Source organism: Paucibacter sp. XJ19-41 (assembly GCF_028462495.1).
Classification (GTDB): domain Bacteria; phylum Pseudomonadota; class Gammaproteobacteria; order Burkholderiales; family Burkholderiaceae_C; genus Roseateles_E.
In genome coordinates this window covers 1-21,080 of record NZ_JAQOWX010000095.1, presented here as the reverse complement: position 1 = coordinate 21,080, position 21,080 = coordinate 1, and the positions used below count along the sequence as shown (strand labels likewise).

The following is a 21,080-nucleotide window of genomic DNA, read 5'->3' as shown; positions in this document are numbered from 1 at the left end:
CGAGATCGCCCCCGCCGCCGTGGCCCGCACCTTCGCGCAGCTGCCAGCGCTGCAGCCGCTGAACGCGCAGACCGGCGCCCACCACGCCGCCGCCTGGGCCACGCCCGACGGCGACCTGCTGCTGGTGATGGAAGACGTGGGCCGGCACAACGCGCTCGACAAGCTGCTGGGCCGGCGCCTGATGGACGGACAGCGATGCGACGATGGCGGCGGTTTCGTCATCATGTCCAGCCGCGCCAGCTACGAGCTGGTGCTCAAATGCGCCCGCCTGGGCGTGCCCGCACTGGCCACGATCTCGGCCCCGACCACGCTGGCGGTCGACATCGCGCGCCGGACCGGGCTGCAGCTGTATGGCTTTTGTCGGGGGGAGCAGGCAGTGTTGTATGCGGGGTAGTGGCCTCACAGGCGGCCTACCGCCGGGGCATGCCTCCCGCTGACGGGCGGTGGCCGCGCAGGATGGGTCAGATCCCCCGCAGGGACGATTGACGCGCGGTGCACGCTTGCCTCCAATCAGCAGCATGAAAGACGGCACAGTCACCTACCCTCGGGCAGCTCCCAAGGGTCGGACCCACCAAGGACACGTAAGCTGGCTGTGCCGCTTTTGTCGGATTTGATAGCAATGTCCAAGTACACAGACGCACAACGGGAAATGAGCGCCGGCGCGGCTCCCAGGCCGATCCGGGCAGACTTGATATACGGACAGGCCGCTGTGATAAATGGCATGGCTGTCTCCCTATAACACGTTGAACGGCAGAAGGCACAGCCAAGTGAAATCGAGCGACCGCGATTTGAAGAAGAACTGGAAGTTGCAGCAGCGTGAATTAGCGCGCGCGGCTTTTCCGGCGGCCAATTCAGTCCTTGAATCACTGTTTGACTTCGTCGAATCAAATGTGGACAGCCACGGCTGCAATCACTCGCTACGCTTCACGACCCGATGGGTAAGTGAGCACGAGCAGCCCGAGAAATCAGTTCTCGAATGGCTTGCGGCCCATGGCGGCAATTGCGATTGCGAGGTGGTTGCTAATGCTGCTAATCACTGGGAGCAAAACCGCTAATGGCAACTGCCGTTCAACCCTTCATTGCAGCGGACCTGCGCCAGCTTCGCTGGCTGGTCCGCTGAATTCAAACGTTAGGTCGCATATGCCCACGTTCTTCCGCCTGATCTCTGAGTACTTCTGGGTCATTGCGTTGGCGTTCGGAGCGCTCAACCACACGAGAGCTCGCAAGCAGTTGGCTTCGCTGAACGGTGGTGGCTTTGAGAGCGTAGGGCACCGCTACTTGAAGTTGTTCACCGTTGGAGTGAATCTGCCTTGGGTGGTCATGGGGGCAGGTCAACTGCTCGGGTACACCCCAACGGTCTGGCATTACTTCAGGCCACAAGACGAAAACCCGTTTGTCATCGCATGGCTCTCCGTGGTCTTCGTCCTATCCCTCGCATATGCGTGGTGGGTTCTATTCTCGGGCGGGGCGGAGAAGGTCCGCGATCTGAATCTCATGGTGGCGCTGGGGCAGAGTGCGACCAAGCCGCCCTCGCTTATCTTCATCAAGTCAATGGCTGCGCTCGGCGTGCTGTTCTTCCCAGTGTGGTTGTACATGGCAGCATCGATGAATGCACCTCTACCAAAATGATGCGACCTAACCCCTCCTTCAAGCGGACGCCTGACGGTGCCGCTTAAGTCAAACGTTGTGCGTCGCTAGGTTGGTGACCGAGATGATCGACTGTTTCATTCCGCAGATTGAGGCTGCTCAAGCGCAAGGAGCCGTTGTCTTGCTCAAGTGGGACGGGGAAAGGCCGAACCTTCGCTGCACAGTGGTCATCACGCGCCAGGACACAGACTATGTTTGGCGCAAAGACTGTGAGGGTGTTGCGGCGGGATTGGCGGAGGCGCTTCAAGACTACGAGGCCAAGCATGCTCATTGAATCTGGCTGCCCTTCACGCGCAACGCACAACCTGTCATTCGAGCGGACCGCCTTCGGCGTCCGCTCACTTTCACGTTGGGCATCACCATGAACTCATCGCCCTTCGCGCCGGGCAATTCGCCTGCCACAAATCGGCTGTTCAGAATCACTCTCCATGTTGGTCGCGGCACGAACACCGACATGCCGGAGCCAATGGTCGGAGCCTTCGTACCTGTATTCGTGGCAGCCCTCGATCACGAGGACGCAGCTCACCGGGCCGTCGCGAATCTCACAAGGCGTGGCTTCACGTTCATTGACATCGCCGACCGCCAAATCCATGAGATGGACGCCACCAAATGGGATGAGTTTGTCCAAGATGCGTGGCCTGACTTCAGTGGTCACTTCCCGACGCAGCACGAGGTCTTGTCCGAGTTGTCGTCAGAACTTCTGTTCACGGGGCCGTTTGCGGGCTACAACGCACAGAGCGATGCCCAACCCTTTGCTCCAGCGGACGGCTTCGCCGCCCGCTGAGCTTGAACGTTCGGCCGCACCGCTATGTTGAAGAAGATCGTCGCAGTCGCATCCTCGCTAATTGCCGCTACTTCGTTCGGTCAAGGGAAGCCGCCCGCTCCTCCGATCAACTTGAATCAAGCCATCGAGAACCCCGCGCTTGTCGCTGCGATGAGCCGTGTGGCTAAAGACGGTTCGGATTCGGCCAAGGACGCATTGCTTCAAGAGTTGCGGCGCGCAAACTATTTGGCTGCAATGTTCGCTGACGGCATGAAGACCCAGGAAAAATCACCCGGCGTGAAAGAGGTCGCCAAAGGCAGTAAGTTCGGCGTCTTGTCCGCCGGGAAGGACGGGAAGAACTACCTCGTCCTGTTTACCGACTGGCAGGCTCTGCGGGCCTACACACAGCTGGAAGTCTCCGGCTGGGTACTTCCCGCCAAAGATGCATGGGCCTTTGCGCTCCAAGGGGCAACCTATGACGGAGTCGTTATCAATCCCGCACACAACGCACTGCCTCTCGCTAGGCCCATGCTTGAGTACTTGGCGAAGGAGCAGAAGCAGTGAGTGCCCCATGCGGCCGAACCCGTCATTCCAGCGGACCGCCTACGGCGGCCGCTGAATTCAATCGATAGGCCGCCGAACCACGACCCCGCCACATCCGATGCAACTCAATCAGGTCACACTCCCCGCAGTCGACGTCGAGAACTCTGTCAAGTTCTACTGCGGTCTGGGCCTCCGAGCCATCGTCAGCGCCTTGCCGCACTACGCACGGCTTGAGTGTCCTGACGGAGGTTCAACTTTCTCCCTCCATCAAGTCAGCAAGCGCCCGGAGCCATCGGATGTCGTCGTGTATTTCGAATGCGAGGACTTGGATACCAAAGTGAGTCAGCTGCAATCAGCCGGCTACACCTTCCACCAAGAGCCTAAAGACGAATCTTGGCTGTGGCGTGAAGCACGCCTTCTCGACCCTTCGGGCAATGTCATCTGCCTTTACTGGGCCGGCGAAAACCGTCGACACCCGCCTTGGCGGATCTTGGAGTGAACTCTTCCCCGCCCAGCCTCACCCCGCCTGTATCAACCCCTTGGTGCCCGCATCGCTGTCGGTCCAGCTGTCCTCGCCCTTCAGCCGGCGGTCGCCCTGGATGCGGAAGGTGATGGTGCCGGACTTGAACACCAGGCCGCCGTCGCTGCGCTTGGCCTTGACCGGCTTGCCGTTCACCCAGACACGCTCCTTGGCATCGATGCGTATCGTGGCCACCGTGGCGCCCGAGTCCGACTTGGCGACCCATTGACCGGCATAGGGCGTGGCGGCCGACGGGGCGGCGGTCTGGGGCGCGGCGTCCGAGGCGGCGCCGCTGTTGTTGCTGATGATGACGAAGCCGGCCTTGGCGTTCTCGGCCTTGCTCTTGCGGATGTCGCAACCCTGGGCTTCGCTGAGCTGGGTGCAGCCGGAGCGTTCCAGCTGCTGCGCGTATTTGGCGTTGATCGCGTAGGCGCTGGAGTGAAGCGCCAGGGCCGCGACCGCCATCAGCGAGGCGATGATCACGGAGGCTGTCTGACGTGAGCTTGCGTTCATGGATGGCATCCTTTGCTGCATTCGGAACTGCGGATGGTGCGAACCCAGGGCCGATCACTGAGGATAAGGCCGCCGTGCTGGGGCGTTCGAACATTGTCTGGCATGGGCCACGAGAACGATGAGCACAGCGCGCCAGCCATCACCGCGCCGAGCCCTGCAGCGCGATGCAATTCCCTTCGCTGTCCAGAAACTCCGCGACCCAGCCGGCGCCGGGCACGGCGGTCACCGGATACAGCACCGAGGCCCCGGCCGCGACGGCCACTGCCAACGTGGCCTCGACGCTTTCGACCCCGAAGTAGATCCGCGCGCCGGCCCTGCCCGGCATATAGCTGTCGCCCTTGGCGAGGGCGCCGGATGCGCCCGGCGCGTCGTCCTGCCAGGGAAACAAGGCCATCTCGTTGCCATCGATCCGGGTCCGCTGCAGCTCGATAGCGAACACCTTTTCATAAAAGGCCACGGCTCTATCCAGATCCCGCACGGGGATCTCGAAGTAGTTGACGAGGTTGATAGGCATGTTTGACTGTCGGCGTTCTTGCTTGCTGCGGCGTGCCTTACAACAGCCCAAAAAGCGTCGTCATGGTCACCAGATAGAACAGCAGACCAGCCGCAAACAGGCCGGACTTCGTGATCACCCGCTGGCCATCGCGCCGGAAGGACAGCGCTCCGGCCGGTCCATAGATGCGCGACTCGTCGCCTGCGAACTGTTCGCCGCGCCAGCGCCCCAGCGTCAACAGCCGCACCAGCGCACGGCCGGTGCCGACCAGCAGCAGTTCAACAAACGACCACGCAAGCAGGTTGAAAACAGATTCCATCAGCCCCTCCCTTGGGACCAGGCCTTTGTGGCCGATGCTGCAGTCTAGACGCTCGAGCCCCTGTAGCCCGCCCCTTCACGCGTCGGTCGTTCAATGCATCTGCACGGAGCATTCAGCCCGAACGCCTGTGAACGGCTGGCCGCTTGACTAACTTCAAGGATGACGACCGATCAGAAACCACCAAGAGGTGCCACGATGGAATTGCCCGACACGTCCGGCCTCGGCGCTGATGCTGCACAAGACCATCACGGAGGCGCTTCTGACGAGAGCGGGCCGGTCGGTGGGCGGTCTTCACGGCGAGCTTTTCTCTCTGCCGCGCTGCTGCTTGCCGCCGGCCCGATCTCGGCGTCGCCAGCGGGTTCGTCCGGCAAGCCGAGGATATTGGCCGGCTACTTTGGCGGCGCCATCGAGTCAGGCGGGGCTCTGGAGAAAAGAGTGATCGATGTCCTGTGGCCGCAGGCCGCAACCCAGATCTGCTGGATGCCTTGGGCCCGGGCGATGATCACCGCCGCGCGTGGCAACTGCCTGCTCTTCCCCCTGGCCAGAACGCCGGAACGGGAATCCGCATGGCAATGGCTGACCCCGCTCGCACGCGACCGCCTGGTGCTGGTGCTCTCTCCCGAGGCGGCCCAGCGTGGCCAGGAACTGGCCGACCTCCGAGCGCTGAAGGTGGGGTCGGTGCGAAGCGCTTTCGTACTCGGGCGCTTGACGGCGCTGGGACTCAAGAACATCGATGTGGCCCCTGCCGAAATTGCGAACGCCAGAAAGCTGACATTGGGCCGGATTGATGCGTGGGCCACGGTGGCCAGCGTGGCGTCCGCGATGAAGCAGAGCCATCGGCTCCCCGCCGGGGCCCAGATCCTTGCGCTTGATTCGACCTCGTTCACGATGTGGCTCGCTGCGAGCAGCGACCTCGATCCCGCGACGCTGGTCAATGCGTCCAAGCAAGCACGAAGATTCGAGAACGATCTGCTGCCGGAAGCCTTTGATTCAAGAAGCTGAGGCGTCAACACACCCCGCCTCGCTCAACGAGCGCCCGCCTGCCGCCCCTCGAACCAGCGCCCCAGCAAGGCCCGCTCCTCGTCCGTGATCTGCGTCGCATTGTTCAGCGGCATGATCTTCTGCACGACCGCTTGCTGGTAGATCGCCTGGGCATGCTGCTCGATCAGCGCCGGCGTGTGCAACTGCATGCCCTTTTGGGCCAACTGGGCGTTATGGCACATCGCGCAGCGCTGCTCGATCACGGCCTGCACCTGGGCCAGGGTCGGCGCGGGGGCCGCTGTTGCGCCGGCAGCGTCCGGCTTGGCCGGTGCCATCCAGACGATCAGCGCGGCCAGCAAGGCCAAGGCCGCGACGATCAGGCCCCAGGCGTTGACCCCTTTGTGCCGCTTGACGAACCAGGTCCGCACCAGCACGCCAACCGCCATCAGCAGCACCAGCACCAGCCAGCCCTGGGCATGGCTGTAAAGCATGCCGTAATGGTTGCTGAGCATCGCGATCAGCACCGGCAGCGTGAAATAGGTGTTGTGCACGCTGCGCTGCTTGCCGCGCTGGCCGAACACCGGGTTCACCGGCCGGCCGGCGCGCATATCGGCAATCACCTGCTTCTGGCCCGGGATGATCCAGAAGAAGACATTGGCGCTCATCATCGTCGCCAGCATCGCGCCGATGATCAGAAAGGCCGCGCGGCCGGCGAACAGCTGGCCGGCGCCCCAGCTGGCCGCGACGACAAAGACCGCGATCAGGCCCAGCACCAGGCCGTCATTGCCGATGCTGCCGTCTTTGGTGTGCCCAAAGCGGCGGCAGATCTGGTCATAGACCAGCCAGCCGACCGCCAGGAATCCCAGCGCCGCCGTGATCGCTGCCGCTGTTCCATGCTGAAAACTGCCCCAATCGAACACCCGCTTGTCGATCAGAAAGCTCTCGGCATTGAAGAGGTAGAGCACGACGAACAGCGCGAAGCCGCTCATCCAGGTCCAGTAGCTCTCCCAGTAGAACCAGTGCAGATGCTGGGGCAGATCGGGTGGCGCCACCAGGTACTTCTGCGGGTTGTAGAAGCCGCCGCCGTGCACGGCCCACAGCTCGCCGTCGACACCCTTGGCCTTCAGATCGGCCGCCGCAGGCTTGAGCAGATGGTTGTCCAGCCAGACGAAGTAGAAGGAGGCGCCGATCCAGGCGATGCCGACGATGACATGCAGCCAGCGCAAGAGCAGATTGGCCCAGTCGAGCAGATAAGTTTCCATGCAGCAGCACCCAGCGGACGATGGGCCGGCCCACCACTGCGGGCGCTGTGAACCGGCGAAGCATCGCGCTGACCGGATGGCTGCACCCGGGCGCCGCGGCGATGTGTGAGCAGAAGTGTATACAGTTTTGCTTCACACCATCGCCGCGACCCGGCGGCTCTCAGCGCCGCTCAACGGCGTCTTGCGCGCCAGCCCAGCAGGCCCAGGCCCGCCAGCATCAGCATCACGCTGGCCGGCTCGGGCACCGGGTTCAGCACGATCAGGCGCGAGTTGCCGAAGCCGGAGTCCTCAGCGACAAGGTAGATGATGCCTTTCTCGTCCACCGTCACGCCCTCGATCGCCTGCTGGGTCAGGCCGCTGAGGTCGAGGCTGGAGAGGATCTGGCCGCTGCGGTTGACCTCGACCAGGCGCTGCGATTCCAGGCTCAGTATCAGCAGATGGTCGGCCGCCGCCGTGCCGGCCAGCGCATCGACCGAGGCCAGGGTCTGCACATCGGACAGGCTGGCCAGGCCCAGCAGCGCCGGGTTGAACAACGCGCTCATCGTCGAGACGCCGGTCGCGAAGTTCAGACCACCGGCCAGCACGGCCTGCGGGCTGCCCTGCTTGACGGTGACGAAGCTGCCGCCGTTGCGCGGGTCGTAGCTGATGCCCTCGGTGCCCAGATTGCCGGCATTGCCGCCAAAGGACACCGACTGGGCATTCGCCAGATTGATGCTGCCACCGGCCTGGTAAGTGAAGCGGTGCGCGTCCTGCGGCCGCTCGTCGACCACCACCAGCTGGCCATTGCCCAGATAGGCCAGGCCCTCGGCGTCGTGGTGCGTGCTGTTGGCCGGCCAGCCGGAGAAGCGCATGCTGCCCAGAGTCTGGCCGGTCAGCGAGATCTCGACCACGCCCAGGCCCTCGTCGCCGACGAAGAACAGGCTGTTGCGGTCGCGCGCATAGGTCACGGCCGAGGCTTCCAGCCCCATGCCGCCCAGCGTGTCGAGCGCGTAGTTGGCGCCGAGCTGGTAGCGCGCCAGATCGAGGCCGGCGGCCGAGGCGCCCAGTGCACCCACGGACAGGGCCAGCGCCAGCAGGGTTTTCTTGATGCTCATGATCGTGCCCGCCTTTTTGCTTACTTCGCGCGGCGGCGTGCCACGCCGGCCAGCAGGGCCAGGCCACCGATCAGCAGCGCGTAGCTCGAGGGCTCGGGCACGGCCAGCGCGAACTGGCCCGGGTTGCCGATGCCGCCGTCCAGCGACAGGCGCGAGCCGAAGGCATCGCCATCCGAGGCCAGCACCCAGCGGGTGGGCGTGGTCTGCTGCAGATCGGCCAGGCTCAGCGGGTTGCCGCTGCGCGTGTCGGCCCGCACCGTGCCGCGCGCCTGGTCGCCATAGGTCAGGCGGTCGACCAGCTGGCCGGCACCGTCGAACAGATTGATCTCGTCGGCGCGACCCAGATTGGTGCCGTTATTGCCGATCACCTTGACGCTGGCGGCCAGGCCCCAGGCGGCACGGAAGTCGGCCGCATCGGACTCGGCCAGTATCACCGACTCGCCGGCACCCACCAGGCCGAAGCCCGACAGATTCACGACACCAGCCAGGCGCGAATCGTCGTCGAAGGACCAGCCGCTGAAGTCCACGGCCGTGCTGCCGAGGTTGGTGAACTCGATGAATTCCGAGGTGTTGTAGAGCCACTCGGTGATCTGCACCTGGGCCTGTGCAGCGAGGCTGCCCAGGCCGAGAGTGGCGGCGATCAGGCTGTTGGAAATCGTCTTGCGCATCATCTTGAGCTCCTGGCTTGCTGGTTGTGACCAAAGTCGGCAAGTTAGGAGGCCTCGATGACAGGCCGGCGACAGCCCGATGACTTCCCCCTCAGATCGGGGGGCCGGTCGCCAGCACGCCCGGTGGCGACAATTCCATGCCCACCACCGCGCGGGCATAGAAATAATTGTTGCGCGCGCATTCGCTGAGCAGGTCCAGCGCGACGCAGCCCTGGGCATCGCAGGGGAAGGCATAGCCGCGTCCGCGATCAAAGAGACTGGTGAAACGCAGCTCGTAGCGCGGCGCTGCGCTTCGGGGTGATGAATCGAGCATCTGCTGCTCCTCATGACGCCGGAAATGCGCAGCGCCAACTTTGGGGCGAAACCGGCACTTCTTGCGGCTGCGATCGATCGACCCGATCAAGCGCTGGCTCAAAGGCCACCGCCCACAAGCCCAGAGTGCGCCGATGCCGAGGCGGCGTCGGTGCGCTGTCGCACCGAGTCAGCCCCAGCCCTGCAGCAGTTGCGCCACCACCGCGACCGCGATCACCTCGGGCTGCTTGCCGCTGATGCCGGGCACGCCGATCGGGCTGGTGACCTGGGCCAGCTCGGCCTCGGAAAAACCGCGTGCCAGCAGGCGCTGGCGAAAGCTCGCCCATTTGCTCTTGCTGCCGATCAGGCCCACATAGGGCAGATCGCCGCGCTCACGCTGGCGCTGCAGGCAGGCGGCGACCACATCGAGGTCCTCGGCATGGCTGAAGCTCATGATCAGCACCTGGGAGCCGGGGGTCAGGTCTTGCACCGCCGCCTGCACCGGCTCGGAGTGCTCGGCGACCACCTTGTCGGGCAGCTCGGCCGGGAAGATCTCGTCGCGGCTGTCCACCCACAGCACCCGGGCCGGCAGCCGGCCCAGCAGCGCGATGATGGCCCGCCCCACATGGCCGCCGCCGAACAGCGCCACCGGCATCAGACGGTCTTCCTGCGCCAGCCGCGCCCGCAGGCCGCCGATATCCGCCGCCCCCAGCAGCTCATAGCGCAGATACACGACGCCGCCGCAGCACTGCCCCAGGCTGGGGCCCAGTGCATAACGGCGCAGCGGCTCGGCCACGACCCCGGCCGCCAGCGCGGCGCGCGCCTGGGCGATCGCCTCGAACTCCAGCTGGCCGCCGCCTATGGTGGCGAACAGCCGGTCGGGCGTCAGCGCCATCCAGGCCCCGACCTCGCGCGGTCCGCTGCCTTCGACCCGTTCGACCGTGACCAGTACCGCAGGCTCGCGCGCCAGCGCCCGCTGCAGAAGCTGCCAATCGCGCATGGCCGGTCAACTACCGCGATAGGTGGAATAGCTCCAGGGGCTGGCCAGCAGCGGCACATGGTAGTGGCCGGCCACATCGGCGATGCCAAAGTCCAGCGGCACCTCGTCCAGGAAAGCCGGCTCGGGCAGTTGCACCCCGCGCGCCTTGAAATAGGCCGCGACGCCGAACACCAGGCGGTAGCGCCCGGCCAGCAAGGCCTGACCCTCCAGCAGCGGGCCGTCAGCGCGGCCGTCGGCATTCAGGCTCAGGGTCTTCAGCTCGTGGACCTCGCGCCCGTCCAGGCGGTACAGGGTCACGGCCATGCCGGCGGCCGGGCTGCCGTGCATGGTGTCCAGCACATGGGTGGTGAGCTTGCCCATCGATTGTTCCTCCGAGTTCAAGCGGCAAAGTGTATACACTTCGGAACACAATGCCCGCCAAACCTCTTGAACCGGTCTCCGACCGGGCCGCCGAGTCCGTCACAGCCACCGACCGGATCGCCGACTCGATCACCCAGGCCATCGTCGAGCGTCGGCTGATGCCCGGCACCAAGCTGGCCGAGCAGCAGATTGCCGACATCTTCCAGGTCTCTCGCACGCTGGTGCGTCAGGCGCTGAACCAGCTCAGCCGCGATAGGCTGGTGACGCTGGAGCCGGCGCGCGGCGCCTTTGTGGCACAGCCCAGTGTCGAGGAGGCGCGCCAGGTTTTCGAGGTGCGCAAGATGCTGGAGGCGGCGATGATCGGCCAGCTGGCCGCCACCATCACCACGGCCCAGATCGCCCAGCTGCGCGCCCATCTGAAGGCCGAGCGCGAGGCGGTGGCGCATACCGATGTCAGCGGCCGCACCCGGCTGCTGGCCGATTTCCATGTGATCCTCGCGCGCATGCAGGGCAATGAGGTGCTGGCCCAGCTGCTGACCGATCTGCTCTCGCGCAGCTCGCTGATCGCCTTGATGTACCAGAGCAGCCACTCGGCGGCCGAGTCGCAGGCCGAGCATGAGGCCATCGTCGACGCACTGGAGCGCGGCGACAAGAAGGCCGCGCTGAAGCTGCTGGAGGCGCATCTGGGCAATGTCGAGGCGAATCTGCGGCTGAACCCGCGTGTCAAGGATTTGAAAAGCGTGCTGCAAGCATCATGAGCATCAACACCCGCTACCCGAGAGATTTGATCGGCTACGGCGAGAAGCCGCCGCATGCGCAGTGGCCGGGCCAGGCCCGCATCGCCGTGCAGTTCGTCCTGAACTACGAGGAAGGCGGCGAGAACTCAGTGTTGCATGGCGACGCCGGTAGCGAGCAGTTCCTCTCCGAGATGTTCAACCCGCCGGCCTTCCCGGCGCGGCATCTGAGCATGGAAGGCATTTACGAGTACGGCTCGCGGGTGGGGGTCTGGCGCCTCTTGCGCGAGTTCGAGAAGCGCGCGCTGCCGCTGACGGTGTTCGGCGTGGCCATGGCGCTGGAGCGCCATCCCGAGCTGACCAAGGCCCTGGTCGAGCTGAACCATGAGATTGCCTGCCACGGCTGGCGCTGGATCCACTACCAGGGCATGGACGAGGCCACCGAGCGCCAGCATATGGAGATCGGCATGGACCTGCTGCAGCGCCTGACCGGCGAGCGCGCCTCCGGCTGGTACACCGGCCGCGACAGCCCCAACACCCGCCGCCTGGTGGCCGACTACGGCGGCTTCGAGTACGACAGCGACTACTACGGCGACGACCTGCCCTTCTGGCTGCAGGTCAGGAAGAGCGACGGCGCATTGGCCCCGCACCTGGTCGTGCCCTACACGCTGGACTGCAACGATATGCGCTTCGCCCTGCCTCAGGGCTTCAGCCATGGCGACGAGTTCTTCGAGTACCTGCGCGACAGCTTTGATGTGCTCTATGCCGAGGGCGACGAGGCCCCGAAGATGATGAGCATAGGCATGCACTGCCGGCTGCTGGGCCGACCCGGCCGCATGCGCGCGCTGCAGCGCTTCCTGGACCATATCGAGAAGCATGACCGCGTCTGGGTGTGCCGGCGCGTCGACATCGCGCGGCACTGGCGCGCCACCCATCCCTTCGATGCCAACACCGCTTTTGTCTGGGAGTGAGGCCGCCATGCTGACCCTGACCCGTTTGAACGCCGCCAGCGATGCCGACTTCGTCGCGCTGCTGGACGGCACGTATGAGCACTCGCCCTGGGTGGCCGAGCGGGCCGCCGCCGCCCGCCCCTTCGCGACCCTGGCGCAGCTGAAGCTGGCCCTGGCCCGCGCGGTGCGCGAGGCCAGCCGCGAGGAGCAGCTGGCCCTGATACGCGCCCACCCCGAGCTGGCCGGCAAGGCCATGGTGGCGAAGTCGCTGACGGCCGAATCGAGCAAGGAGCAGAGCAAGGCCGGCCTGACCGCCTGCACGCCCGAGGAGTTCGCCCGCATCCAGCAGCTCAACGCCGACTACAGCGCCAGGTTCGGCTGGCCCTTCATCCTCGCGGTGCGCGGCCCCCGGGGGCAGGGCTGGCCCCGCAGCGAGATCATCGCGACCTTGGCGCGCCGGCTCGCCGGCCCTCCGGCCTTCGAGCGGGCCGAATGCCTGCGCCATATCCACCGCATCGCCGAGATCCGCCTGAACGACAAGTTCGGCGCCAGCCCCGCGCTGGGCGAGCAGGTCTGGGACTGGGCCGAGGCCCTGGCCGTGCATTCCGACCCCGGCTTCAAGGAGCGCGGCGAACTCACGGTCACCTATCTGACCGAGGCGCACCGCGCCTGCGCCGCGCAGCTGCAGCAGTGGATGCTGGACGACTGCGGCTTCGACGAGGTCAGCCTCGACGCGGTGGGCAATGTGGTGGGCGTCTATCACGGCGCCGAACCGAATGCGAAACGCCTGCTGACCGGCAGCCACTATGACACGGTGCGCAACGGCGGCAAGTACGACGGCCGGCTGGGCATCTTCGTGCCCATGGCCTGCGTGCGCGAGCTGCGCGCGCAGCGCCGGCGCCTGCCCTTCGGCATCGAGGTGGTCGGCTTTGCCGAGGAGGAAGGCCAGCGCTACAAGGCCACCTTCCTCGGCTCGGGCGCGCTGATCAAGCAGTTCGACCCGCGCTGGCTGGATCAGCTGGACGCCGACGGCGTCTCCATGGCCGACGCGATGCGCGCAGCCGGCCTGCCGGCCACCTTGCGGGCCATCGCCTCGCTGCAGCGCGATGCCGCGCAGTACCTGGGCTTTGTCGAGGTGCATATCGAGCAGGGTCCGGTGCTCAACGAGATCGACCTGCCGCTGGGCGTCGTCACCTCGATCAACGGCAGCCTGCGCTACCAGTGCGAGATCGTCGGCATGGCCTCGCATGCCGGCACCACGCCGATGGACCGGCGCCGCGACGCGGCGGCTGCGGCGGCCGAGCTGATCCTGTTTGTCGAAAAGCGCGCCGCCTCGGTGCCCGATGTGGTCGGCACCGTCGGCATGCTGCAGGTGCCGGCGGGCTCGATCAACGTGGTGCCGGGCCGCTGCCTGTTCAGCCTGGATCTGCGCGCCACCACCAACGCCGCGCGCGACGCGCTGGACGCCGATGTGCGCGCCGAGCTGGCCGCCATCTGCGAGCGCCGCGGCCTGAGCTTCACGCTGGAGCAGACCATGGCGGCCGATGCCGCCCCCAGCGACCCGGCCTGGCAGGCCCGCTGGGAAGCCGCGGTGCGCGCCCAGGGCCTGCCGGTCTACCGCATGCCCTCGGGCGCCGGCCATGACGCGATGAAGCTGCACGAGGCCATGCCGCAGGCCATGCTCTTCCTGCGCGGCGCCAACGCGGGCATCAGCCACAACCCGCTGGAATCCATCAGCGCCGACGACGCGCAGCTCTGCGTCCAGGCCTTTCAAAGCCTCTTGCACAACCTCGCCGAAGAATGCCGCCCATGAACGCTCGCTACGAACAACTCGATCGGTGGATAGACGCGCATTTCGACGAGCAAGTGCGCTATCTGCAGGCCCTGGTCCAGGTGCCCACCGACACCCCGCCCGGCAATAACGCGCCGCATGCCGAACGCACCGCCGAGCTGCTGGCGGCGATGGGCTACACGCCCGAGCTGCATTCGGTGCCCCAGGCCGAGGTCAAGGCCTATGGCCTGGAATCGATCACCAATCTGATCGTGCGCCGATCCTTTGCGCCCGATGGTCCGGTCATCGCGCTGAACGCGCATGGCGATGTGGTGCCGCCCGGCGAGGGCTGGACACACGGCCCCTATAGCGGCGAGCTTGTGGACGGCAAGCTTTACGGCCGCGCCGCCGCCGTCAGCAAGAGTGACTTCGCCAGCTACACCTTTGCGCTGCGCGCGCTGGAGTCGCTGAATGCGCCGCTGAGGGGCGGCGTCGAACTGCACTTCACCTACGACGAAGAGTTCGGCGGCGAGCTGGGCCCGGGCTGGCTCTTGAAACAGGGCCTCACCAAGCCCGATCTGCTGCTGGCCGCCGGCTTCAGCTACCAGGTCGTCACCGCACACAACGGTTGCCTGCAGATGGAAGTCACGGTACACGGCAAGATGGCGCACGCCGCCATTCCCGACACCGGCGTCGACGCGCTGCAGGGCGCGGTCGCGATCCTGAACGCGCTGTATGCGCAGAACCTCGAATACAAGAAGGTCACCAGCCGGGTCGAGGGCATCACGCACCCCTATCTGAACGTCGGCCGCATCGAGGGCGGCACCAACACCAATGTCGTGCCCGGCAAGGTCGTGCTGAAACTGGACCGCCGCATGATTCCCGAGGAGGATCCGGTCGCGGTCGAGGCGAGTATCCGCGAAGTGATTGCCCAGGCGGCCGCCAGCTATCCCGGCATCACGGTCGAGATCAAACGCCTGCTGCTGGCCCGTGCGCTCCAGCCGCTGCCCGGCAACAAGCCCCTGGTCGAGGCCTTGCAAAAGCATGGCGCGGCGGTCTTCGGCGAAGCGATCCCGACCTCGGGCACGCCGCTCTACACCGATGTGCGCCTCTATGGCGAGCAGGGCATCCCGGCCGCGATCTACGGCGCCGGCCCGCGCACCGTGCTGGAAAGCCATGCCAAGCGGGCCGACGAGCATCTGGTGCTGGAGGACTTGCGGCGCGCGACCAAGGTCGTCGCGCGAAGCTTGTACGACTTGCTGCAGGCCTGAGGTACACAGAAAAAAAGCCAGCCGCTCCGTGATGCTGCCGCTGCTCTACAGCTACCGCCGCTGCCCCTATGCGATGCGGGCCCGCATGGCCCTGCTGCAGGCCGGGCTGCGCTTTCGCGTCCACGAGATCGTGCTGCGCGACAAGCCGGCCGAGCTCCTGGCCCTGTCACCCAAGGGCACGGTGCCGGTGCTGCGGCTGAGCGATGGGCAGGTGCTGGAGCAGAGCTGGGACATCATGCGCTGGGCGCTGGCGCCGGCAGATGCGGACGGCTTCTGGCAGCGCGCCCAGACGGCCGAGAATCTGGCGCTGCTCGGCATCAACGACGGCGAGTTCAAGCACCATCTCGACCGCTACAAATACCCTGATCGCTATCCCGACGAGACGGCTGACCGCAGCCAGCATCGCGACCACGCCGTGGCGGCACTGCTGGCGCCGCTGCAGCAGCGGCTCCAGGGTCAAGCCTATCTGGGCGGCGCCTCGCCTTGCGCCAGCGATCTGGCGATCTTTCCCTTCGTTCGCCAGTTCGCGGCGGTGGAGCCCGACTGGTTTGGCGATGCGGCGCAGCGCGCGCGGTGGCCGGCGCTGCAGCGCTGGCTGGCGCAGTGGCTGGGCAGCGCGCTGTTCGCCGCCTGCATGGTCAAGCTGCCGGTCGGGCAGGCGATGGAGTTTCCGGCACCGGCCACGTGATCGGATCGGGCCTGACGATGACCTCGCAGGTCATCGCCACAAACCACAAACTCGCGCACAGTGGAGCCATCAACAACGGAGCCCACCCTATGCCCGCCTTCGCCATCGCCCATCTCCGCGACGTCCAATTCGGTCCGGACATCGTTCACTACCTGGAGCGCATCGACGCGACGCTGGCGCCCTTCGGCGGCCAGTTCCGCGTGCATGGCGCCAGCGCCGAGGCGATGGAGGGTCAGTGGATCGGCGACATCGTCGTGGTCGAGTTCCCCGACCTGGCACGCGCCCGCGCCTGGTACCGCTCCGAGGACTACCAGGCCATCGTGCCGCTGCGCAGCCGCAACGCGATCGGCGAAGTGATCCTCGTTGACGGCGTGGACGGCGGGCACCGGGCGACCGACATCCTGGCGGGCGTGGGTGCCTGAACAGGGGTCAGGTCTTGCCATGGCGGGGCGGGTCACAATGCCGCCCGGGTATTGATCGATGCATGAATCATCGACGGCCCGCCGGCCCGCTCCTCCCGACCACCCGCCATGACCCCCTGCCCAGGCGCCAGCGCCCAGCTTATTTCCACCCGCGTGCCGCACCGGGTCCGCACCGCCACCGTGCGCGACGATCTGGTGGGCTGGGTGCTGTCCGGCCGCAAGCGCCTGTCCACGCCCTTCGGCGAGACCCGCTTTGCCACTGGCCAGGTCTTCGTCATCCCGCGTTCGACCCAGTGGGACATGATCAACGAGCCCGCCGCAGGTGGCCACTACGAAGCACGCATGATGGGCTTCGCGCCGCCGCTCATCGAGCGGTTTCACGAGCGCTTTGCCCAGTTCACCGCGACACCGGCCGTGCAGAGCTGCGCCAGCACGGTGGCGGACGAGGCCTTTGCGGCCAGCTTCGACCATGCGACCGCGGCGCTGCTCGATCCCGAGGCCTCGCAAGCCCTGCGCGAACACCGCGCGCTCGAGGTCCTGCTGCTGCTTGCGGAGCGCGGCCTGGTGTTTGCGCCGGCGCGCGAGCTGGGCTGGACCGACCGCGTACACCGCCTCGTCGGCCAGCGCCCCCATGCCGCTTGGACGGTGGACGAGGTCGCCCGCGCATTTCATCTGAGCGCCAGCACCTTGCAGCGCCGGCTGGCCGATGAAGCCACCTCGCTCAGCCGCTGCGTGCGCGAGGTCAGGCTGGAGGCCGCGATGGCCCTGCTGCAGGGTTCGGACCTGCAGGTCTCGGAAATCGCAGCTCGCTGCGGCTACGACTCCCACAGCCGGTTCTCGGCGGCATTCCGCCAGCGCTTCGGCTACGCGCCCTCACATCTGCGGCCCTGAGCCGCAGCGCACAGCGAATGACGCCGTCGGGCTAGCGCGGCGCGTTTGATCGCTGCATCATTCGGCCTCCTCTCAACACGGAAGGCCCCATGAAACACACGCTTGTTGCTGGCGCGCTGCTCGTCACCGCCACCCTGACCCACGCCGCCGGTTTCCAGCTCAGCAGCCCCGACATCAAGTCCGGCGGCACGATCGACCCGCGCTTCGAGTTCAATGGCTTCGGCTGCAGCGGCGATAACAAATCGCCCGCCCGGCAATGGCGCGGCGCGCCCGCCGGCACCAAGAGCTTTGCGGTCACGGTCTACGACCCGGACGCCCCCACCGGCTCGGGCTGGTGGCACTGGTCAGTCATCAATCTGGGCGCCGATGTCAGCGAACTCAAGCCCGATGCCGGCGCCGTCGGCGGCGCCAACCTGCCCAAGGGCGCCAGCCATGTGCGCATCGACTACGGCGTCGCCGGCTGGGGCGGCACCTGCCCGCCGCAGGGCGACAAGCCGCACCGCTACATCTTCACCGTCTACGCGCTGAAGACCGACAGGCTCGAACTCCCCGCCGACGCCACCGCCGCGCTGGCCGGCTACATGATCAAGGCCAACGCACTGGGCCAGGCCAGCTTCACCGCGAAGTACGGCCGGGCCAAGGCCAAGCCATGAGCGCGGCAAGGACCGACACTGGCCTATTGCTCAACACGCTGCGGGCACTGGAGGTCGAGCTTCATCGGCCAGAGGTCCGTGGCAACGCGGCACGGCTGCATGCGCTGCTGCACCCGGATTTCGAGGAAGTGGGCCGGTCCGGCCGCCAATGGGGCCACGCCGACACGGTGGCCGCCCTGCTGTCGGAGTCGGTGCCGGTCGAGGGGGTCTCAGACCAGTACGCCATGCTGCCACTGGGACCCGATGCTGCCCTCTTGACCTACCGCTCGGCCCATCGCCAGGCCGATGACGGCCTGAGCCGGCACACGCTGCGCGCGTCACTGTGGGTCCGCGTCGACGGCGCCTGGCAGATGCGTTATCACCAGGGGACGCCGGCGGCCGAGGTCTGGTAGGGATGCGTATGGGCTTTGACGCACTCAGTCCATGCGCTCGACCAGATGGCTGCGATTCGCCTGGGGCTCGAAGGGATCGGGCCAGTACTCGACCAGCCGGCTGATACGGCCCTGCTCGATGGTGAAAAAGGAAATCGGCTCGGCAGACTGGGTGCCATCCGTGAGGCTGACCTGGGTCACGACGGCGTCGCCCTGAGACAGCAGGCGGTTGATCCGGAAATGCCAGCGGCCGCTGCTCGGGTACTCGCTGTTCATGCGAGCGAAGTTGTCGGCGCCGCGGATGCGCTCACGCGATTGCGGCCACTCCAGCACGAAGTCCTGGGACAGGACCTGCTTGACCGAGTCGAAATCGTTGGAGGCCATCAGGCGCCAGAACTCTCGGACGATGGCTTCGGGGGTGGTGTTCATCGGGTGATATCCAAACAAGTGCCTGCAATCGCATCAGGGCCAGATGCAAAAAGCGCAGGCCCGTCCTCGCTCCCGTCAGAACCTCACTGTACCGAAGGCCCGGACCTCCGCACCGGACGCGGACCGTGACGCAGGGTCAGCAAGGTTCCGAGGCTCAGCGCGACGAGCGCGAAGCCGGGGCCGCCCAGCGCGCCGACATGGTCGACCAGCAGGCCGCCGAAGATGGCGCCGCTGGCGATCGCGATCTGGAAGGCCGCGACCAGCAGGCCGCCCGCACCCTCGGCCTGATCGGGTGCGGCGCGCACGATCCAGGTCTGGAAGCCGACCGGGAAGGCGCCGAAGGCAAAGCCCCACAGCGTGACGGCGACGGCGGTGACCAGCACCGAGCTGCCGGCGACCAGCAGACCGGCCGCGAGCACCGCGATCAGCGCGCCGCCGCTGACGATGGCCATACGCTCGCTGCGCTGGGCGATCCAGCCGCCGGCGAAATTGCCGAAGAAGCCGCCGATGCCATAGCCCAGCAGCACGGCCGTGATCGCGCCGACCGACAGCTGGGTGACCTGCTCCATCAGCGGGCGGATATAGGTGAAGCCGGCAAAGTGCCCGGAGATCACCAGCAGCACGGCCAGCAGCGCCATGCGCACATTCGGCCGCCTCAGCAGCTCGCCCAGCACGCGCAGATCGGGCTTGTCGCGCGGCGGCAGTGCCGGCAGCGTGAAGAACTGCACCAGCAGCGTGATCACGCTGACCACGCCGGCCGCGACAAAGGCGCTGTGCCAGCCCCATCGATCGCCCATCCAGGCCCCGATGGGCGCGGCGCCGACGGTGGCGACCGAGACGCCGGTCAGTATCAGCGACATCGCGCGGGCAAACAGCGGCTCGGGCACCAGGCGCAATGCCAGCGCGGCCGACATCGACCAGAAGCCGCCCAGCGCCACACCCAGCAGCACCCGGGCAGCCAGCAGCAGGGCCAGGCTGTCGGCCAGCACCGTCAGGACGTTGGACAGCAGCAGCAGCAGGGTCAGCGCCAGCATCACGAGTCTGCGGTCCAGCCGGCGCGTCAGCAGCGGTATCGCCGGCGCTGCGACCGCGCCGATCAGAGCGGTCGCCGTGACCGCCTGGCCGGCGGCGCCATCGCTGACGCCCAGGTCGGCCGCCATCGCGGTCAGCAGGCTGGCCGGCAGGAATTCAGCCGTGACCAGGCCGAACACACCCAGCGCCAGCGAGAGGACGGCGGGCCAGCGGGCGGCGGCGGGGGCGGCGGCCGCGGGTTCAGGGCTGCCAGGCAAGGCCACGGCGTTCGGAGCGAGGGTCGCGGAGCAGGTCGAGGAAGACACGTTGTGGGCCTATGTGATGAACTGAGCACCCAGCTTAGAGATAAGATTTCGGCGTTTCCATGCCGGAATAGCCGAAATGCTTGATCTTTTATCCAAGCCTGCCCGCAGCCCCTCGCCCGAGCCGGCCCCGGGCCCGCGCGATATGCTGACCGAGATCCTGCGCGGCCTGCGCCTGGACGGCGTCGAATACGGCCGCTGCCTGCTGCAAGCCCCCTGGGCGGTGGCCTTCCCGGCGCAGCGCGCGGCGCGCTTTCATTTCGTCGGCAGCGGTGGCTGCTGGTTGCGCACACAGACCAGCGAGTGGCTGCAGCTGCAGCCGGGCGATGCGGTGCTGCTGCCGCGCGGCAGCTTCCACATCATCGCCAGTGCGCCCGAAGTGCCGGCGGTCGATGTCGACTCGCTGGCCCGCGTCGCGGTCTCTGAGAATATCTACCTCGTCGGCGGCGACGCTCACAGTGCCGGCACGCCGGCCGCCATCGATCCCGCCGCAACGCCCGACCTGATGTTCTGCGCGGCCCTGCGCTTCAATCTGGACCCGCTGCATCCGCTGGTGGCGATGATGCCCGAGCTGATGCTGGCCGGCGAGCTGGCGCAGCGCGATCCCACCGTGCCGGCGCTGCTGGAGGCGATGGAGCGCGAGGTGGCGCTGGAGCGTATCGGTGCCTGCGGCCTGCTCCCACGGCTGGCCGATGCGCTGGCGGCCAGCGTGATACGCGCCTGGGTCGAATGCGGCTGTGGCAGCTCGACCGGCTGGGTCGCGGCGGTGCGCTGCCCCAAGATCGGCCAAGTGATCGCGGCCATCCATGCCGACCCCGAGCGCGACTGGAGCGTGCCGGCCCTGGCCGAGCTGATGGGCGCCTCGCGCTCGAGCTTCGCCGAGGCCTTCACCCGCACGATGGGCGAGAGCCCGGCGAAATATGTCGCGAAGGTCAAGATGTTCCAGGCCCGGCGCTGGATCAGCCATGAGGGCATGCGCATTGCGGTGGCCGCCGAGCGCCTGGGCTATGACTCGGAGGCCTCGTTCAGCCGCGCCTTCAAGCGCATCATCGGCCAGCCGCCCAGCAGCGCCCGGGCCGAGCAGCAGCAGGGCCGCGCGGCGCCGCGTCGGC

At 66.8% G+C, this 21,080-nt stretch carries 29 protein-coding genes; 18 read left to right on the top strand and 11 right to left on the bottom strand.

Translation table 11 applies throughout. The annotated features are described in order from the left end of the window. From PO768_RS21115 to PO768_RS21085, 7 genes are all read left to right on the top strand, one after another. Window positions 1–394, top strand: a 394-nt coding sequence (locus PO768_RS21115; RefSeq protein ID WP_272647634.1) for a formate dehydrogenase accessory sulfurtransferase FdhD, incomplete at its 5' end; no start/stop codon positions are given. A gap of 373 nt (window positions 395–767) precedes the next feature. After that, window positions 768–1,055: a DUF2695 domain-containing protein gene (locus tag PO768_RS21110; RefSeq protein ID WP_272647633.1), complete on the top strand. Its 288-nt coding sequence runs from the start codon at window positions 768–770 to the stop codon at window positions 1,053–1,055. An 85-nt stretch (window positions 1,056–1,140) separates the two neighbouring features. Next, window positions 1,141–1,629: a hypothetical protein gene (locus PO768_RS21105; RefSeq protein WP_272647632.1), complete on the top strand. Its 489-nt coding sequence runs from the start codon at window positions 1,141–1,143 to the stop codon at window positions 1,627–1,629. A 73-nt stretch (window positions 1,630–1,702) separates the two neighbouring features. Next, on the top strand, window positions 1,703–1,921 hold the full coding sequence (locus PO768_RS21100; protein ID WP_272647631.1) for a hypothetical protein: 219 nt from the start codon (window positions 1,703–1,705) through the stop codon (window positions 1,919–1,921). Between the two features lie 87 nt (window positions 1,922–2,008). After that, on the top strand, window positions 2,009–2,431 hold the full coding sequence (locus PO768_RS21095) for a hypothetical protein (RefSeq protein WP_272647630.1): 423 nt from the start codon (window positions 2,009–2,011) through the stop codon (window positions 2,429–2,431). 24 nt (window positions 2,432–2,455) lie between these two features. Then, a complete protein-coding gene (locus PO768_RS21090) occupies window positions 2,456–2,974 on the top strand; it encodes an SseB family protein (protein ID WP_272647629.1) in 519 nt (172 codons plus the stop codon). A gap of 97 nt (window positions 2,975–3,071) precedes the next feature. Continuing rightward, window positions 3,072–3,452, top strand: coding sequence for a VOC family protein (locus PO768_RS21085; RefSeq protein WP_272647628.1), 381 nt, complete (start codon window positions 3,072–3,074; stop codon window positions 3,450–3,452). Window positions 3,453–3,470: 18 nt separating this feature from the next. On the opposite strand, the gene PO768_RS21080 is transcribed toward PO768_RS21085, so the two are convergent. The 3 genes from PO768_RS21080 to PO768_RS21070 all read right to left on the bottom strand — a co-directional run bounded on the left by PO768_RS21080 (window position 3,471) and on the right by PO768_RS21070 (window position 4,798). Beyond that, window positions 3,471–3,986 carry a hypothetical protein gene (locus PO768_RS21080; protein ID WP_272647627.1) on the bottom strand — a complete coding sequence of 172 codons (516 nt, stop codon included), beginning with the start codon at window positions 3,984–3,986 and terminating at the stop codon, window positions 3,471–3,473. Window positions 3,987–4,125: 139 nt separating this feature from the next. After that, a complete protein-coding gene (locus PO768_RS21075; RefSeq protein ID WP_272647626.1) occupies window positions 4,126–4,500 on the bottom strand; it encodes a VOC family protein in 375 nt (124 codons plus the stop codon). Between the two features lie 37 nt (window positions 4,501–4,537). Beyond that, on the bottom strand, window positions 4,538–4,798 hold the full coding sequence (locus PO768_RS21070) for a hypothetical protein (protein ID WP_272647625.1): 261 nt from the start codon (window positions 4,796–4,798) through the stop codon (window positions 4,538–4,540). Between the two features lie 195 nt (window positions 4,799–4,993). Here PO768_RS21070 and PO768_RS21065 point away from each other — a divergent pair, with 195 nt between their 5' ends. Beyond that, window positions 4,994–5,800: a hypothetical protein gene (locus PO768_RS21065; protein ID WP_272647624.1), complete on the top strand. Its 807-nt coding sequence runs from the start codon at window positions 4,994–4,996 to the stop codon at window positions 5,798–5,800. 23 nt (window positions 5,801–5,823) lie between these two features. Here the strand turns inward: PO768_RS21065 and PO768_RS21060 are convergent, their stop codons facing one another. From PO768_RS21060 to uraH, 6 genes are all read right to left on the bottom strand, one after another. Continuing rightward, complete coding sequence (locus PO768_RS21060) at window positions 5,824–7,041, bottom strand: urate hydroxylase PuuD (protein ID WP_272647623.1); 1,218 nt, start codon at window positions 7,039–7,041, stop codon at window positions 5,824–5,826. A gap of 170 nt (window positions 7,042–7,211) precedes the next feature. Continuing rightward, the gene (locus tag PO768_RS21055) at window positions 7,212–8,135 is read right to left on the bottom strand and encodes an SdiA-regulated domain-containing protein (RefSeq protein ID WP_272647622.1); all 924 of its coding nucleotides are present in this window, start codon (window positions 8,133–8,135) and stop codon (window positions 7,212–7,214) included. 20 nt (window positions 8,136–8,155) lie between these two features. Continuing rightward, window positions 8,156–8,806, bottom strand: a complete 651-nt coding sequence (locus tag PO768_RS21050; RefSeq protein ID WP_272647621.1) for a lamin tail domain-containing protein — start codon at window positions 8,804–8,806, stop codon at window positions 8,156–8,158. Window positions 8,807–8,894: 88 nt separating this feature from the next. Then, a complete protein-coding gene (locus tag PO768_RS21045; protein ID WP_336297779.1) occupies window positions 8,895–9,218 on the bottom strand; it encodes a hypothetical protein in 324 nt (107 codons plus the stop codon). Window positions 9,219–9,284: 66 nt separating this feature from the next. Then, window positions 9,285–10,094 (bottom strand): xanthine dehydrogenase accessory protein XdhC, encoded by an 810-nt coding sequence (gene xdhC, locus PO768_RS21040; protein ID WP_272647620.1) that lies wholly within the window; start codon window positions 10,092–10,094, stop codon window positions 9,285–9,287. A 6-nt stretch (window positions 10,095–10,100) separates the two neighbouring features. Beyond that, a complete protein-coding gene (gene uraH, locus PO768_RS21035; protein WP_272647619.1) occupies window positions 10,101–10,454 on the bottom strand; it encodes a hydroxyisourate hydrolase in 354 nt (117 codons plus the stop codon). Window positions 10,455–10,504: 50 nt separating this feature from the next. Between uraH and PO768_RS21030 the strand changes: the two genes are divergently transcribed. From PO768_RS21030 to PO768_RS20990, 9 genes are all read left to right on the top strand, one after another. After that, entirely contained in the window at window positions 10,505–11,212 is a 708-nt protein-coding gene (locus tag PO768_RS21030) for a GntR family transcriptional regulator (RefSeq protein WP_272647618.1), read from the top strand. Then, on the top strand, window positions 11,209–12,159 hold the full coding sequence (puuE, locus tag PO768_RS21025; protein WP_272647617.1) for an allantoinase PuuE: 951 nt from the start codon (window positions 11,209–11,211) through the stop codon (window positions 12,157–12,159). The genes PO768_RS21030 and puuE overlap by 4 nt, the downstream gene beginning before the upstream one ends. Window positions 12,160–12,166: 7 nt before the next feature. Then, the gene (gene uraD / locus PO768_RS21020; RefSeq protein ID WP_272647616.1) at window positions 12,167–13,951 is read left to right on the top strand and encodes a 2-oxo-4-hydroxy-4-carboxy-5-ureidoimidazoline decarboxylase; all 1,785 of its coding nucleotides are present in this window, start codon (window positions 12,167–12,169) and stop codon (window positions 13,949–13,951) included. Continuing rightward, window positions 13,948–15,180, top strand: a complete 1,233-nt coding sequence (locus PO768_RS21015) for a M20 family metallopeptidase (RefSeq protein WP_272647615.1) — start codon at window positions 13,948–13,950, stop codon at window positions 15,178–15,180. The genes uraD and PO768_RS21015 overlap by 4 nt, the downstream gene beginning before the upstream one ends. Before the next feature lie 31 nt (window positions 15,181–15,211). Next, the gene (locus PO768_RS21010; RefSeq protein WP_272647614.1) at window positions 15,212–15,868 is read left to right on the top strand and encodes a glutathione S-transferase; all 657 of its coding nucleotides are present in this window, start codon (window positions 15,212–15,214) and stop codon (window positions 15,866–15,868) included. An 89-nt stretch (window positions 15,869–15,957) separates the two neighbouring features. After that, window positions 15,958–16,290 (top strand): DUF1330 domain-containing protein, encoded by a 333-nt coding sequence (locus PO768_RS21005; RefSeq protein WP_272647613.1) that lies wholly within the window; start codon window positions 15,958–15,960, stop codon window positions 16,288–16,290. 108 nt (window positions 16,291–16,398) lie between these two features. Further along, entirely contained in the window at window positions 16,399–17,181 is a 783-nt protein-coding gene (locus PO768_RS21000) for a helix-turn-helix transcriptional regulator (protein ID WP_272647612.1), read from the top strand. Window positions 17,182–17,270: 89 nt separating this feature from the next. Beyond that, complete coding sequence (locus PO768_RS20995; protein WP_272647611.1) at window positions 17,271–17,834, top strand: YbhB/YbcL family Raf kinase inhibitor-like protein; 564 nt, start codon at window positions 17,271–17,273, stop codon at window positions 17,832–17,834. Beyond that, window positions 17,831–18,226 (top strand): nuclear transport factor 2 family protein, encoded by a 396-nt coding sequence (locus tag PO768_RS20990; protein WP_272647610.1) that lies wholly within the window; start codon window positions 17,831–17,833, stop codon window positions 18,224–18,226. Before PO768_RS20995 ends, PO768_RS20990 begins: the two co-directional genes overlap by 4 nt. A 24-nt stretch (window positions 18,227–18,250) precedes the next feature. Here PO768_RS20990 and PO768_RS20985 read toward each other — a convergent pair whose 3' ends face one another. Beyond that, a complete protein-coding gene (locus PO768_RS20985) occupies window positions 18,251–18,634 on the bottom strand; it encodes a nuclear transport factor 2 family protein (protein ID WP_272647609.1) in 384 nt (127 codons plus the stop codon). Window positions 18,635–18,717: 83 nt separating this feature from the next. Then, window positions 18,718–19,923 (bottom strand): MFS transporter, encoded by a 1,206-nt coding sequence (locus PO768_RS20980; RefSeq protein WP_442953277.1) that lies wholly within the window; start codon window positions 19,921–19,923, stop codon window positions 18,718–18,720. 124 nt (window positions 19,924–20,047) lie between these two features. Between PO768_RS20980 and PO768_RS20975 the strand changes: the two genes are divergently transcribed. Beyond that, a partial coding sequence (locus PO768_RS20975; protein ID WP_272647607.1) for an AraC family transcriptional regulator occupies window positions 20,048–21,080 on the top strand: 1,033 nt, incomplete at its 3' end.